Annotated in this window: 11 protein-coding genes; 2 read left to right on the forward strand and 9 right to left on the reverse strand. The window is 65.9% G+C overall.

The window, feature by feature from the left end:
- Window positions 1-29 precede the first annotated feature (29 nt).
- Window positions 30-1160, forward strand: coding sequence for a M20 family metallopeptidase (locus HLG70_RS19800; protein WP_171665954.1), 1131 nt, complete (start codon window positions 30-32; stop codon window positions 1158-1160).
- 1234 nt (window positions 1161-2394) lie between these two features.
- Window positions 2395-3372, forward strand: coding sequence for a 2,3,4,5-tetrahydropyridine-2,6-dicarboxylate N-succinyltransferase (gene dapD, locus HLG70_RS19805; protein WP_171666845.1), 978 nt, complete (start codon window positions 2395-2397; stop codon window positions 3370-3372).
- 83 nt (window positions 3373-3455) lie between these two features.
- Here the strand turns inward: dapD and HLG70_RS19810 are convergent, their stop codons facing one another.
- From HLG70_RS19810 to atpG, 9 genes are all read right to left on the reverse strand, one after another.
- Entirely contained in the window at window positions 3456-3992 is a 537-nt protein-coding gene (locus tag HLG70_RS19810; protein ID WP_234103142.1) for a hypothetical protein, read from the reverse strand.
- Window positions 3993-4198: 206 nt separating this feature from the next.
- Window positions 4199-5038, reverse strand: coding sequence for a class II glutamine amidotransferase (locus HLG70_RS19815; RefSeq protein ID WP_171666849.1), 840 nt, complete (start codon window positions 5036-5038; stop codon window positions 4199-4201).
- 83 nt (window positions 5039-5121) lie between these two features.
- Window positions 5122-7185: a UvrD-helicase domain-containing protein gene (locus HLG70_RS19820; RefSeq protein ID WP_171666851.1), complete on the reverse strand. Its 2064-nt coding sequence runs from the start codon at window positions 7183-7185 to the stop codon at window positions 5122-5124.
- Between the two features lie 205 nt (window positions 7186-7390).
- Complete coding sequence (locus HLG70_RS19825) at window positions 7391-9478, reverse strand: primosomal protein N' (protein WP_171666853.1); 2088 nt, start codon at window positions 9476-9478, stop codon at window positions 7391-7393.
- A gap of 352 nt (window positions 9479-9830) precedes the next feature.
- On the reverse strand, window positions 9831-10904 hold the full coding sequence (gene hemE, locus HLG70_RS19830; RefSeq protein WP_171666855.1) for a uroporphyrinogen decarboxylase: 1074 nt from the start codon (window positions 10902-10904) through the stop codon (window positions 9831-9833).
- A gap of 120 nt (window positions 10905-11024) precedes the next feature.
- Window positions 11025-11819, reverse strand: coding sequence for a helix-turn-helix domain-containing protein (locus HLG70_RS19835; RefSeq protein ID WP_419144825.1), 795 nt, complete (start codon window positions 11817-11819; stop codon window positions 11025-11027).
- Window positions 11820-12024: 205 nt separating this feature from the next.
- On the reverse strand, window positions 12025-12450 hold the full coding sequence (locus tag HLG70_RS19840) for a F0F1 ATP synthase subunit epsilon (RefSeq protein ID WP_013391134.1): 426 nt from the start codon (window positions 12448-12450) through the stop codon (window positions 12025-12027).
- Window positions 12451-12459: 9 nt separating this feature from the next.
- Window positions 12460-13863, reverse strand: coding sequence for a F0F1 ATP synthase subunit beta (gene atpD / locus HLG70_RS19845; protein WP_171666857.1), 1404 nt, complete (start codon window positions 13861-13863; stop codon window positions 12460-12462).
- Between the two features lie 43 nt (window positions 13864-13906).
- Window positions 13907-14812, reverse strand: coding sequence for a F0F1 ATP synthase subunit gamma (gene atpG, locus HLG70_RS19850; RefSeq protein WP_171666859.1), 906 nt, complete (start codon window positions 14810-14812; stop codon window positions 13907-13909).
- Window positions 14813-14872 lie beyond the last annotated feature (60 nt).

A 14872-nucleotide genomic window follows, 5' to 3' on the forward strand; every position in this document is an offset into this window, starting at 1 on the left:
TTTTTCCGTTGCTGAATTCAGATACCGCCATGTCCAATACTCAGAGCACCGAACAGATCGTCGCCGGCATCCAAGGCTGGCTGCAATGCGAATCGCCCTCGAACTTTCCGGAAGGCATCGCCGCGATGGCGCGCATCATCGCCGACTACGCCGCCGCCGCCGGCCTGACGGTGGAGCTGTCGTCACTGGGCGCCGCCACGGGCCCGCTGCTGTACGCCACCAACCGCGCTCCCGGCGACACGCGCGCCGGCATTCTGATCCTGGCGCACATGGACACGGTGCACCCTGTCGGCACGCTGCTTGAGAACCCCGTGCGCATCGACGGCGACCGCCTCTACGGTCCCGGCAGCTACGACATGAAGGCGGGCATCTACCTGGCGCTGACGGCCCTGGCCGGCGTGGCGCGCCCCGGCGCGACGCAATTGCCCGTGGACTTCCTGGTGGTGCCGGACGAGGAAACCGGCAGCCACGCCTCGCGCGCGCACATCGAGCGCTTCGCCGCCAACGCCAAGTACGCGCTGGTCTGCGAACCGGCACGCCCCAACGGCGGCAAGTGCGTCACGGCCCGCAAGGGCACGGGGATGCTGAACCTGAACGTCAAGGGCCGCCCGGCCCACGCTGGCATGCAACACGAGAAGGGCCGCAGCGCCATCCGCGAGATGGCGCACCAGGTGCTGGCGCTGGAAGCCATGACCGACTACGACCGCGGCATCACCGTCAGCGTCGGCACCATCGCCGGCGGCACGGTGACCAACACCGTGCCGGCCCTGTGCCGTTGCGTGGTGGATTTCCGCGTGCCGGACATGGGGGCAGCCGAGGACGTGCTGCGCCGGATGCGCGAACTGTGCGCGGTGGGTCCGGATGTCGAGCTCGATATCAATGTGGAACTGAACCGCCCGCCGATGGTGAAGACCGAAGCCGCCGCGGCGTTGCTGGCGCTGGTGCAGGGATATGCGGATCGCGCGGGGTTCCTGCTGGAAGATGCGCCGATGACGGGGGGTGGCAGCGATGCGAACTTCACGTCGGCGATGGGGATTCCTACGTTGGACGGGTTGGGTGCTGATGGAGACGGGGCGCATACGTTGAATGAATACATTCTTGTGTCTACGTTGGAGCAGCGGTTGAAGTTCTGGGAATTGCTGCTTCGGGAATTGGCTTAGGGGTCTTGGGGCGGGTGTTGGTTCTTGAGACGCCCGGCGTGACGGGGGCCTGGGGTGTGCGGGGCTGCGATTGCGGCCCGGAGCCTTCGCTCCGGGCTTCCCCTTCGTCATCGTCGTTGTCGCCTTCGGCGACTGCCTTCCGATTCCCTCGGGCTTATCGACGCCCCGCACACCCCAGACCCCCGCCACGCCGGGCTCTGGTGGCGAAACTTCACGGGCGCTGGGGCGGACGGAGTTCTTGAGGTTCTCGCCAGCGGTGGGGGGGGTGGAGGAGGATCTTGCGGGGCCCGCCCCCGGCCGGCCGCGCGGGCGGCCTTTGGGGGCTTACGCGGTGTCTTGCGTCGTAGCGATGACGCTTCGCGTGTGGGTAATGGTGTTGGTGTGCTTTGCTGCTTTAGTTTGAGCCATGAAAGATCTTGCGTCGCTCGCCCCTGGTCGGCCGCGCGGGCGGCCTCGGGGGCTTTGGCGGTGTCTTGCGATTGGGGATGCCGCTGCGCGAGTATGAGAGATTTCGTTTGCGGAGCCCGCCTCAAAACGGCCGCCCGGGCGGCCTTTTGAGGCTTACGCGGTGTCTGGCGGCACATGATGCCGCTGCGCGAATGCGGGAGATCCCGCTTACCAGCCCGCCACTAATCGCCATTTCAACTCCACCGCCCGATGGGCGGCGCGCGCGCAAAAGTCTGCATGCGCAAGCCGCTCGCCATCGCGCGCCGCCCATCACCGCCCCTCCCCCCCACGGCGAGCACCATTAACAAACGTCTCCCCGCATTCGCGTAAGCGAACACCGAATCGACGACCCAACGCCCATATGCCAAATGCAGCCGCCCGCGCGGCTGCATTTGGCGGCCCCGCAGATTCCCTACCCCGACCACAGCTCTAGCAGCGCATCAAATCCAGACGCTCGTAGCCCGGCGGCGCGGGCGGGGGGGCTGCGAGCAACCTCCATGCGCCCGAGGGAATCTGAAGGAACCGCCGAAGGCGGTGACGAAGATGACGACGGGGACGTCCGGAGCGAAGGCTCCGGACCGCTATGGCGGGCGCTCGCAGCCCCCCCGCCCGCGCCACCGGGCGACCTACGTAGATCGATCGAACGAATGAACGAACGAACCGATCGAACCAGAACCCACCAGAAATCACATACATCACACCTAAGAGACACAAACGTAATACCCCCACCACCCGAAACATTCGCCTAGAATGTCCCCCACCAAGCAACCCGCCAGTCAAAAGCACCATGTCTGACACCCCCACCAGCGCCATCGCCTACGGCCTGGCCACCCTGGCCGCCGACGGCACCGTCCTTGACACCTGGTATCCGCGCCCCTCGCTGGCCGACAACTCCCCCGCCACCGGCACGCGCCATCTGACCCCGGAAGAAGCCCGCGCCGCGCTCGGGGAACACGTTCCCACCGCCCTCGTCCGCGACACCCGCCGCAAAGTCGACATCGTCGCCGTGCGCACCGCCATCTCCTCGCTGGACGAACCGCCCGTTGACGCGCATGACGCTTACTTGCGGCTGCATCTGCTCAGCCACCGGCTGATCCGTCCGCACGACGCCAATCTGGACGGCCTGTTCAACGTGCTGGCCAACGTGGCATGGACATCGGCGGGTCCTTGCGCGGTGGATCAGGTGGACGCGCTGCGCTGGCAGCTGCGCGCCTCCGGCCAGGTCCTGGAAATCCGCGGCGTGGACAAGATTCCCCGCATGACCGATTACGTCATGCCCGGCGGCGTGCGCATCGCCGACACGGCCCGCGTGCGGCTGGGCGCGCATCTGGCGCCCGGCACCACCGTGCTGCACGAAGGGTTCTGCAATTTCAACGCCGGCACGCTGGGCGCGTCGATGGTCGAAGGCCGCATCAGCGCGGGCGTGACCGTCGGCGACGGCACCGACATCGGCGGCGGCGCGTCCATCATGGGCACCATGTCGGGCGGCGGCAAGCAGGTGGTCTCCATCGGCAAGCGCTGCCTGCTGGGCGCCAACTCGGGCCTGGGCATTTCGCTGGGCGATGATTGCGTGGTGGAAGCCGGCTGCTACGTCACCGCCGGCACGCGCGTGCTGACGCCGGAAGGCGCGGTCGTGAAGGCCGTCTCGCTGGCTGGCCAGCATGGGCTGCTGTTCCGCCGCAACTCCCAGACCGGCGCGGTCGAGACGCTGCTGCGCACGGCCTCATGGGGCGCCTTGAATCCCGCGCTGCACGCCGGGCACTGAATGAAAAATGGCCGCTCGCAGCGGCCATTTTCTACTTGGCGCGGCACGCGTCTTGCACGCGCCGCCTGCGGGCATGTCCCGCTTCAGGCGTATTCCGCCGTCTGTCCCAGCTGGTCATAGACCAGGTTCACGAACAGGTCGGAGCTGAGGATGCGCGTGACAAGGCACGAAAACACCGTCTTGCCGCTGTCGTCCTGCAGACTGATCGTCTCGGTCCAGTCATTGAGGTCGATGCGCTGGAGCGACTCGTAGGGCCAGGTGGCGCCGCCGATGTGCAGGCCTTGCGCCGACAGGGACAACTCGCGCGTTTCCAGGTCCGGAAATTCACCGCCCACGATGTAGCGGAACGTGACTCGCGCGCCTTGCTCGGTCAGCTCTTCCAGCACGGGCAGGCGCTGCGCGACATAGTGCGAGCGGAACGCGTCCATGAACTTGCTGAATTCATCGACGCCGGACGCCACGGTCCAGGCGTTTTCCGTGCGGCTGCGATAGGCCAGGCTGTTGACGGGACCCGCTGCGGCGTCCGGCCCGGAGGCGTACAGGCAGAGATCCTGGATTTCCGCGAATGCGGTGTAGCTGCGGGCATCGCCTTGCTGGCTGACGACACCGTCTTCGTGCAATTCAAAGCAGTCCGGGGAGCTCCCCGTGCGCGTAAACACCGCTAATGCATCTGAGGCCTGCGGGGTTCGGCTATCGGTCATGCAACTTCCTTATTGAGTTAGGGTGCTTTCGCGGCCCAGGACGTCGCAAAGTCATGCGATCCGTATTCTCCCCTATATGAGGAATACGTGCTTGATGACCCCTATTTCCAAGATTTACAGGCGATTCACTCGCCGGGCGGAATCGGCACGAACGGATAGTGCTTCACATCGCCGCGCCCGGCGATGATGGCGGTGGCCTCGGGCACCTCTTCCCAGGCGCCAGGCATCTCGGACAGCGGCTCGGACAGCAGCAGGAAGGCGTCTTCGTCCAGGGCGGCGATTTGCGGATCGTGGGGATAGAGCTCGCGCAAGTGGCGCACGCAGGTGTTGTGGAACAACGTGCGCGAATCGCCTTCGCTGGAATAGCGCACCGCGATCAGGCGCTCGCCGTCCAGCGCGCACACGGTCATGTTGATCGGCTGCGCCACGCCGTGGCGGCGGCCGGCCTCTTCGACCGCGCCCACCATGCGGGCCAGCGCCGGGATCGGGTCCTCGTCCAGGCCGAACGTCAGGGCCAGCAGGAACATCACTTCGGAATCCGTGGAGCCTTCCAGCGAGCCGAAATACGCCGGCGCGATCATCAGCATCAGGTCGCGCCTGAGCAGCGGATAGTCGCGGATGAGCCCGTTGTGCACGAACAGCCATTGCCCGTGGCGAAACGGATGGCAATTGGTTTCCTGCGCGGGCGTATCGGTGGCCGCGCGGATGTGCGCCACGAACAGGGGCGCGTGGATGGCGCGCGCCGCTTCGCGCAGGTTGCGGTCGTTCCAGGCCGGATGCACGCTGCGGTAGCGGAATGGGGGCTCCGGGGGCCGGCCGTACCACCCCAGGCCGAATCCGTCCCCGTTCGTGGTGGTGGCGCCCAGCCGCGAATGCAGGCTCTGGTCGATCAGGGAGTGCCTGGCCTTGAACAGCACGCTCTCCATCTGCAAGGGACTACCTGTGTAAGCGAGCCAGCGGCACATGATGCGCTCCTTCAATCCGGACCTGACCAGTGTAGGAGCGAGCCGCGATTCTCCACAAGCGCGGGCCGCGGCCTGCCTGTCCGCTACTTCTTCAGCAGCGCCTTCAGCATGGCCATGCGTTCCTTGGGATTCATGGCGGCCGTGGCCTCGTCTTCCTGGACGCGTATGTCGCCCAGCCCCATTTCCTCGATGAAGCGCGAAGGTTCGCGCACCAGGTCCTCGCGCGCACGCCGCCGGCGCTTGCACCAGCTCAGGTTCAGGCTGCGCTGCGCCCGCGTGATGCCCACGTACATCAGGCGGCGCTCTTCCTGGATGCGAGTGGCCAGGTTCTCGGCCGCGCGCGCCGGGTCGCCGACCTCGTCGTCCTTGCCCAGGTGAGGCAGCAGCCCCTCTTCCACACCCGCCAGGTACACGTGCGGATACTCCAGCCCCTTGGACGCATGCAGGGTGGACATCTTGACTGCATCGGGCTCGTCTTCCTCGCCGCGCTCCAGCATGGTGACCAGCGCCACGTGCTGCACCAGGTCGAAGAGCGTCATGTTGTCTTCCTCGGCCTTGCGCTTGAGCCAGCCGGTCAGTTCCAACACGTTCTGCCAGCGCGTCTGCGCGGGCCGTTCCTCGAACAGCTCGAACAGGTGGCGTTCGTATTGAATGGCTTCCAGCAGATCGTCCAGGATCGCGCCCGCCGGCTCGGCGGGGGACGCGTCCTTGCCGGACGCCGCGCCGCGTCCGGCACGCCACTGCATGCGGCGGATGAACTCCGCGAACGTGCGCAGCTGGTCAAGCTGGCGCGGCGCCATCTGGGTTTCCAGGCCGGTCTCCGCCACCGCCGCCAGCAATGACATCTCGCGGCTGGCGGCGTACTGGCCCAGCGCCTGCAAGGTGGTCTGGCCGATGCCGCGCTTGGGCGTGGTCGCGGCGCGGATGAACGCGGGATCGTCCTCGTCGTTGGCCAGGAGGCGCAGGTAGGCCAGGATGTCGCGCACCTCGGCCTTGTCGAAGAAGCTCTGCCCGCCGGAGATCGTGTACGGAATCTTCAGGTTGCGCAGCGCCTGCTCCAGGATGCGCGACTGGTGATTGCTGCGGTACAGGATGGCGAAGTCCTTCCACTGCGCCTGGCGCTCGAAGCGCGAGACGGACACTTTCATGGCGATGGACTCCGCCTCTTGCTCCTCGCCGTCCATGGCCGACACCAGGATGGGCTCGCCCACGCCCAGGTCCGACCACAGCTTCTTTTCGAACAGCTTGGGGTTCTTCTCGATCACCTGGTTGGCGGCCGCGAGGATGCGCTGCACCGAACGGTAGTTCTGCTCAAGCTTGATGAGCTTGATGTTGGGGTAGTCGGTGGTCAGCTTGGCCAGGTTCTCGATGGTGGCGCCGCGCCAGGCGTAGATGGCCTGGTCGTCGTCGCCCACCGCGGTGAACATGGCGCGCGGTCCGGTCAGCAGTTGCACCAGCCGGTACTGGCACACGTTGGTGTCCTGGTATTCATCCACCAGCAGGTAGCGCACGCGGTTCTGCCAGCGGGTGCGCACTTCCTCGTTGCTGGCCAGCAACTGCGCGGGGATGCGGATCAGGTCGTCGAAGTCCACAGCCTGGTAGGCGGCCAGCGTGGCGGCATAGCTGCGGTAGATGTGGGCGGCCTCGACGTCGCCCGGCGTGATGGCTTCGCGCGCGGCGTCGTCCGGCTCCAGCAGCGCGTTCTTCCACAGCGAGATGATGCCTTGCACGTGGCGCAGGCGGGCCTTGTCGGTGGTGGCCAGCAGTTCCTGGATGATCGCCATGGCGTCGTCGGCGTCCAGGATGGAGAACGTGGGCTTCAGGCCCGCGTTGCGCGCTTCTTCCCGCAGCATCTTCACGCCCAGCGAGTGGAAGGTGCTGATGATCAGGCCTTTGGACAGCTTGCGGTCCACCAGGGTCTTCACGCGCTCGTCCATTTCCCGGGCGGCTTTATTGGTGAAGGTCAGCGCCACCACGTTGCGGCCCATGTAGCCGCATTCGCGCAGCAGGTAGGCGATCTTCTGGGTGATCACGCGCGTCTTGCCGCTGCCGGCGCCGGCCAGCACCAGGCAGGGGCCGTCCAGGTAAAGCACCGCTTCTCGTTGAGCGGGGTTCATGCCTTGGCCAATCGTTTCGCTTGCGGACATTGGAGTCAGATAGTCATGCATCGCGATGGCCGCAATGCCGATGCGGCCGGCAAGCACGGGGCTTGCGGCCGCCCGTCAGCGGGCCAGGATAACGCGAGAAAATGGGGACGGGCGCAGCCGCCACAACGGGCCTGCCGCGCCGGCGCGATAGAGGTAGAAGATCATAGAACAATCGGATCGGCGGCGCATGGCGCAGGCGCCGCGGTCAGATTTCCAGCGGATCGACTTCCAGTTGCCAGCGTACGCGGGCTTCGTTCGCCAGATACGGCAGATGGTGCGACCAGGACGCCAGGAACGCCTGCAAGGCCGGACGGCTGCTGCTTTCCACCAGCAACTGCGCCCGCTCGATGTTGGCCACGCGCACCACGCGCAGCGGCACCGGGTCGTACAGCATGATCGCGTCCAGGCCAGGAAAATCGGCTGCCCACTCGCCTTCGGGCAGCACGCGGGCCCGCTCCAGAAAGGCCTGCGCCACCTTGAGCTCGCGCGCTTCGGCGGTCAGCAGCGCCTGATAGACGAAGGGCGGCAGGCCGGTGCTCTCGCGCTCATGCAGGGCGTGACGCGCGAATCCGGCGTAATCGTGGCGCAGCAGGGCCTGGTACACCGGTTGCTCGGGATAGCCGGTCTGGATCAGCACCTCGCCGTTGCCCTGGTGCCGCCCGGCGCGGCCCGCCACCTGCATCAGTTGCGCGAACAGGCGCTCGGGCGCGCGGAAGTCGTGCGCGAACAGCATCGAATCGGCGTTCAGCACGCCCACCAGGCCCAGGCGCGCGAAGTCGTGGCCCTTGGCCACCATCTGCGTACCCACCAGGATATCGACCTCGCCCGCGTGCACGGACGCGAACAGCGCCTCCGCGCTGCCCTTCTTGCGCGTGCTGTCCGCATCGATGCGCAGGATGCGCGCCTCGGGGAACAGCTCGGCCAGATGCTCTTCCACGCGCTGCGTGCCGCGTCCCATGGGCGCCAGGTCCTGGTCACCGCACTCGGGGCAGGCGCGCGGCACCGGGGCCTGGTAGCCGCAGTGGTGGCACTGCAGGCGATGGCCGCGGCCGTCGGTGCGATGCAGCACGGTGAAGGCGGTGCAGCGCGGGCAATTGCTGACCCAGGCGCAGGACTGGCAATGCAGCACCGGCGAATAGCCGCGCCGGTTCAGGAAGATCAGCGACTGTTCCTTGCGTTCCAGCCGCTGCCCAATGGCCTCGAGCAGCTGCGGCGACAGGCCCTGCTTCATCTGAAGCCGGCGGGTGTCGACCAGCCGCATCGAGGGCAGCGTGCTGGACCGCGCCCGGCCCGGCAGGGTCAGGCGCAGGTAGCGGCCGCGCTCGGCGTGCTGCCAGGTTTCCAGCGACGGAGTGGCCGATCCCAGCACCACCGGGATATTCAGGTCATGCGCGCGCCACACCGCCAGGTCGCGCGCCGAATAGCGCAGGCCGTCCTGCTGCTTGTAGGACGCGTCGTGTTCCTCGTCCACCACGATCAGGCCCAGCTTGCTCAAGGGCGCGAAGATAGACATGCGCGTGCCCAGCAACATGCGCGCTTCGCCGCGCTGGGCGCGAGCCCAGGCCTGCAGGCGCTCGCCGTCGGACAGGCCGCTATGCATGACCGCCAGGCCTTCCGGCCCCACCAGGGCTTCCAGGCGGGCGCGCAGCGCGCCTTCGAGCTGCGGCGTCAGGTTGATTTCGGGCACCATCAGCAGGACCTGCCGTCCGGCCGCCAGCACCTTCTCGGCGGCCCGCAGGTACACCTCGGTCTTGCCGCTGCCCGTCACCCCATGCAGCAGCACGGGCTTGAACCCCGTCAGCGCACCGATGGTGTCCACCGCGGTGCGCTGGGCATCATTCAACTCGGGCGGCAGGTCGGCGGCCGCCGGCGCGCGGACGGTCTTGCGCTTGCGTCCGTCCAGCCGCGCCACCGGCCCGCCCGCGGAACGCTTGCCCTGGTACGCCGCAGGCTTGCGCAAGGGTGGCGGCAGCGTGGGCAGCATCACTTCGCCCAGCGGCCTCTGGTAGTAGTCCGCCGCGAAACGCGCCATTCGCAGCCAGTCGTCGTCAAAGGGCGGCAGGTCATCCAGCACTTCTTCGATAGGCCGGATCTGCTTGGGATCGAACGAGGGCTCGGCCGGGTTGTCCACTACCACCCCGATCATCTTGCGCCGACCGAACGGAACGATCACCCGCAAGCCGACCGTCACCGGCGTTTCGCTGCGGTAATCGAACGGGCCGGGCAGCGGCACGTCCAGCGCCACGCGCACCCAGCAGACCGCCGCGGTCGCATTGGCCTGCGCTTCAGACATGGAGGCTTGGATGATGCATGTGAGGGAAAACGCCTAGCTAAAAGGATGAGGGGTGGCGGGCGCGGCCGCTTGCGGATTGTCGCCCCGATACACGCCGCCGCTCCGGCCCCGCCTGTGGATAACTTTGGGGAAAAGGCTGGGGCAACATCAGAAATTGGAATATGGCAAGAATGCCCAAACTGTTGCATTCCTGTTGAAAACTCGCTTTTCTGTTTATAAAACAGATACTTAGCGCGGCTTTCAAGATTGTAAACCAGCTTATAAAGGGTTTTCCCCGAGCCGAAATTTATTGTGCACAAGTCCTCGGCCGGGAGGCCCCGCTTCGGCCCTTGGAGCCGAAGCGTTCACTCACTTACCCTCGCAGCGAACGGCTGTGTTGGTGGACTTCATCGACCAGTTCGGCTACGGCGTCCGGCGGAGTGAAGCGCGAAATGCCATGTCCCAGATTGAACACATGGCCGCCCTTGCCCACCGGGCCGAACGCGTCCAGCACACGGCGCGCTTCAGTGCGGATGGCGGAAGCGCCGCCAAACAGCGCCATCGGATCCAGGTTGCCCTGGAAGGCGACGGAGTCCCCGGTACGGCGGCGGGCCGCCGCCAGGTCGACCGTCCAATCCAGGCCCACCGCGTCGCAGCCACAAGCCGCGATCTGTTCCAGCCATTGGCCGCCACCCTTGGTGAAGACGATGGCCGGCACGCGGCGGCCTTCGTGCTCCCGGGTCAGGCCGGCGACGACCTTGCGGGTATACGCCAGCGAAAATTGCTGGAACAGGCCATCGGCCAGCACGCCGCCCCAGCTGTCGAACAGCATGACGGCCTGTGCGCCCGCGGCGATCTGTGCGTTCAGGTATTGCAGCGTGGCCTCGGCATTGATTTCAAGAATGCGATGCAGCAGGTCGGGCCGCGCATACAGCATGGTCTTGATCAGGCGGTAGTCGTCGCTGCCCTTGCCTTCGACCATGTAGCAGGCGATCGTCCAGGGGCTGCCGGCAAAGCCGATCAGCGGCACCTTGCCGTCCAGGTCGCGACGGATCACGCCAACCGCGTCGAAAACATAGCGCAGCTTATCCATGTCGGGCACGGCCAGCCGCGCGACGTCTTGCTCGGTGCGGACCGGGTGGGCAAAGCGCGGGCCTTCGCCTTCGGCGAAATCCAGGCCCAGGCCCATGGCGTGGGGCACGGTCAGGATGTCCGAAAACAGGATGGCCGCGTCCAGGTCGTAACGCGCGAGCGGCTGCAGCGTGACTTCCGAGGCGTAGTCCGGGTTCTGCGCCAGACCCATGAAGGAACCGGCGCGCGCGCGCGTCTCGCGGTATTCAGGCAGGTAGCGACCCGCCTGGCGCATCAGCCAGATGGGGGTGTAAGGCACGGGTTCGCGCAGCAGGGCGCGCAAGAACACATCGTTCTTCAAACGGGGAGCGGACACGACTATCCTCGATGATCGGAAGCCGTGAGTTTACTGCCCCTGGCTGACAAGGCGGGAGCGCCCGGATATCCCGGCTTGCGCCGGCGCAAGCGCGCCCTGCCCGCCCCAGGGCGTCCCCGCTTATATGTCCCGTCCCTGCCCGGCCTGACGATAGGGCGCGGCCTCGATGCCGTGCTTGCGCATCAGCGCCCAGAACGCGCGCCTGTGCTTGGCGCAGGCGCGCGCGGCCTGCGCCACGTTGCCGCCATGCCGCGACAAGGCGTGGCGGATGTACTCGCGCTCGAAGCCATTCACGACCTGCGCCTTGGCCGCCCTGAAGGACTCCTGCGCGGACTGCCGGTGCTGATGGCGCATGGAGTCCAGGGCCTGCTCCACGACGTCGGTTGAAACCCGGGGCCGAGAGGCCGGCGCGGGCTTCGGCCCTCCCACGCTCCCTTGGCCGCCCAGATAGCTTGCCGGGAATTCCTGCAGGCTGCCTGCGTGGCCGACACCGCGCCATCCGGCATGCCTGGCCAGGCGATCCAGCCGGACGCGCATGCTTTCCAGGCAGACCGGCGCCGCGATGAAATCCGCCGCGCCCAGGTTGAGCAAATCATGGATGGCCGGCGCCTTCATGTCGTGAATCAGCAGCAGGATGGGGGTTTTCAGGGCGTCATTGGCCTGTTGCAGGGCCATGCGCGTCCAGGCGAGCGAGCACGGCGCCACAGGCAGGATGCAGCCGTCGTAGCGCCTGAGCACCACGGCAAGCCGGGCCAGCGCATCGGGTGCCGGCGGTGCGCCAACCGCACCCACAGCGCGCTGCACGAGGGGCACTGAATGCAGCCGCACGCGCGTCAGCCTGGCTTGAAGGCCCGACATCCAGTCGTCCATCGCCTTTTCGTGGCCAGGCGCCAGCAACACCCCGCAATCGAGCACTTCCCGCACGCCACCCTCGCCATTCGCATCGCAAAGCTGAAGGCTACTGTTGCAAAACCCACCCCGCTATTCGTAGTGAACGCATTGCGGTTGCCACCGGCGCGGCAGCCCGGCAGCCGGGGCGCAATGGCGGCGGGCATGAAAAAAGCGGCCCGGGGGCCGCTTTTCTCGAATCCGGAGCAAGCTCCGGGTACTGCCTTGCCGCTCAGTGCGACCGACCGCCTTGGCGCAGCTTGCGCGCCGCGATGGCTTGCGCAGCCAGCATGGCGAGTTCGGCTTCGACGACAGCGATGTCAGCCTTGTCCTTGGCGTTCGCCAGGGCCTGTTCGGCCTTCTGGCGAGCTTCCAGGGCGCGCGCTTCGTCCAGGTCGGCGGCACGGATAGCCGTGTCGGCCAGGACCGTCACGCTGCCCGGCTGAACTTCCAGGATACCCCCGGCGACGAAGATGTTTTCCTCGCCTTGGTCGGCACGAACGATCTTGACCGTTCCGGGGCGTATGCGCGAGATCAGCGGGGTGTGGCCAGGCAAGATGCCCAGTTCACCCGCTTCGCCAGGCAGAACCACGAACTTCGCCTCACCGGAGAAGATCGCTTCCTCTGCGCTGACCACATCCACATGCAGGGTAGCCATATCGGTTCCTTATTGCAGTTTCTTGGCCTTCTCGAAGGCCTCGTCGATCGAACCGACCATGTAGAAGGCCTGTTCCGGCAGGGCATCGCACTCGCCGTTCACGATCATCTTGAAACCACGGATGGTCTCGGCCAGCGGAACGTACTTGCCGGGCGAACCGGTGAACACTTCAGCCACGTGGAACGGCTGCGACAGGAAGCGCTGGATCTTGCGAGCGCGGGCCACGGCTTGCTTGTCGTCAGGCGACAGTTCGTCCATGCCCAGAATCGCGATGATGTCGCGCAGTTCCTTGTAGCGCTGCAGCGTTTGCTGCACGCCACGCGCAACGGCGTAGTGCTCTTCGCCGACGACTTGCGGGTCGAGCTGGCGGCTGGACGAATCCAGCGGATCCACGGCCGGGTAGATACCCAGGGCGGCGATGTCACGCGACAGCACGACGGTGGAGTCCAAATGCTGGAAGGTCGTGGCAGGCGACGGGTCGGTCAAGTCATCCGCAGGGACGTACACGGCCTGGATCGAGGTAATCGAGCCCGTCTTGGTCGACGTGATGCGCTCTTGCAGCTTGCCCATTTCTTCAGCCAGCGTGGGCTGGTAGCCCACGGCCGACGGCATGCGGCCCAGCAGTGCGGACACTTCGGTACCGGCCAGCGTGTAGCGGTAGATGTTGTCCACGAAGAACAGGATGTCGCGGCCTTCGTCGCGGAACTTCTCGGCCATCGTCAGGCCGGTCAGCGCCACGCGCAGACGGTTGCCCGGGGGTTCGTTCATCTGACCGAACACCATCGCAACCTTGTCCAGAACGTTCGACTCTTCCATTTCGTGGTAGAAGTCGTTGCCTTCGCGGGTACGCTCACCCACGCCGGCGAACACCGACAAGCCGCTGTGCTGCTTGGCGATGTTGTTGATCAGTTCCATCATGTTGACGGTCTTGCCCACGCCGGCGCCGCCGAACAGGCCGACCTTGCCGCCCTTGGCGAACGGGCACACCAGGTCAATAACCTTGATGCCGGTTTCCAGCAGTTCCACCGACGGCGACAGTTCGTCGAAACGGGGAGCGGGCTGGTGAATACCGCGCTTTTCTTCGTGCTGGATCGGGCCGGCTTCGTCGATGGGACGACCCAGCACGTCCATGATGCGGCCCAGCGTGCCGGTGCCGACCGGCACCGAGATCGGGGCGCCCGTGCCCGCGACCTTCATGCCGCGGCGCAGACCGTCGCTGGAGCCCAGCGCAATGGTACGCACCACGCCGTCGCCCAGCTGTTGCTGCACTTCCAGCGTCAGACCCTTTTCGGCGAACGAGGAACCCTCGTCGTCGGCCAGAGTAAGCGCTTCATAGATCTTGGGCATCTGATCGCGGGGGAACTGAATATCCACCACGGCGCCAATGCACTGAACGATGGTTCCGTTGCTCATGTCGATTCCTTGCTTGATAGCTTTTGACGGGATGCTGCCTGCCTTAAACGGCGGCAGCGCCCCCTACGATTTCCGAAATTTCTTTGGTGATCGCGGCCTGACGGGTCTTGTTGTAGACCAGTTGCAGATCGCCGATGACCTTCTTGGCGTTGTCCGACGCCGCCTTCATGGCGACCATCCGGGCCGACTGCTCCGAAGCCATGTTCTCGGCCACGGCTTGGTACAGCAGGCCTTCAACGTAACGCTGCAGCAGGTCGTCGATCACGCTACGGGCGTCGGGTTCGTAGATGTAATCCCAGCTGTAGTCCGACTTCACTTCCGAGGTCTTGACCAGGCTATCGGCGCCCGTCTGGTACGGATCATCCAAACCGCTGGCCAGAGGCAGCAGGCGCAAGAACAGCGGCTCCTGCTTCATCGTGTTGACGAAGCGGGTCGAAGCCACGTACAGCGCGTCGATGCGGCCTTCCAGGTAGGCGTCCAGCTGCACCTTGATCGCGCCCAGGAGGCGGTCGAGTTGCGGCTTGTCGCCCAGTTGCACTTCCTGGGAAACCAGCTTGGCGCCGATACGGCTCAGCACGCCCACGCCCTTGTTGCCGAAGGCGGTCATTTGCACGGCAACACCGTTCTTGTCGAACTCTTTCAGCTTGCCCAGCGTCACGCGAGTGATGTTGGTGTTCAAGCCGCCGCACAAACCCTTGTCGGTCGTCACCATGACCACGCCGACCGCCTTGACTTCGCGTTCGACCAGGTACGGGTGGCTGTACTCGGGATTGGCCTGCATCAGGTGCGCAGCAATCTCGCGCACCTTGGTGGCGTACGGACGACCAGCACGCATCCGTTCCTGCGCCTTGCGCATCTTGGATGCGGCGACCATTTCCATCGCCTTGGTGATCTTGCGCGTGTTTTGCACGCTCTTGATCTTGGTTCGGATTTCCTTAATTCCGGGCATTGCGCTTTCCTGTGAAGACTGGCCGATGGGTTCCGCTCACGCCTCAACCATCCGGTAAGG

The sequence above is a fragment of the Achromobacter deleyi genome (assembly GCF_013116765.2).
GTDB classification, from domain to species: Bacteria; Pseudomonadota; Gammaproteobacteria; order Burkholderiales; family Burkholderiaceae_B; genus Achromobacter; species Achromobacter deleyi_A.

Excerpts from the sequence above, each read along its gene's own strand:
- HLG70_RS19800 (WP_171665954.1), top strand. The coding sequence starts at position 30 with ATGTCCAATACTCAGAGCACCGAACAGATCGTCGCCGGCATCCAAGGC.
- dapD (WP_171666845.1), top strand. The coding sequence starts at position 2,395 with ATGTCTGACACCCCCACCAGCGCCATCGCCTACGGCCTGGCCACCCTG.
- HLG70_RS19815 (WP_171666849.1), bottom strand. The coding sequence starts at position 5,038 with ATGTGCCGCTGGCTCGCTTACACAGGTAGTCCCTTGCAGATGGAGAGC.
- HLG70_RS19820 (WP_171666851.1), bottom strand. The coding sequence starts at position 7,185 with ATGTCCGCAAGCGAAACGATTGGCCAAGGCATGAACCCCGCTCAACGA.
- HLG70_RS19825 (WP_171666853.1), bottom strand. The coding sequence starts at position 9,478 with ATGTCTGAAGCGCAGGCCAATGCGACCGCGGCGGTCTGCTGGGTGCGC.
- HLG70_RS19840 (WP_013391134.1), bottom strand. The coding sequence starts at position 12,450 with ATGGCTACCCTGCATGTGGATGTGGTCAGCGCAGAGGAAGCGATCTTC.
- atpD (WP_171666857.1), bottom strand. The coding sequence starts at position 13,863 with ATGAGCAACGGAACCATCGTTCAGTGCATTGGCGCCGTGGTGGATATT.
- atpG (WP_171666859.1), bottom strand. The coding sequence starts at position 14,812 with ATGCCCGGAATTAAGGAAATCCGAACCAAGATCAAGAGCGTGCAAAAC.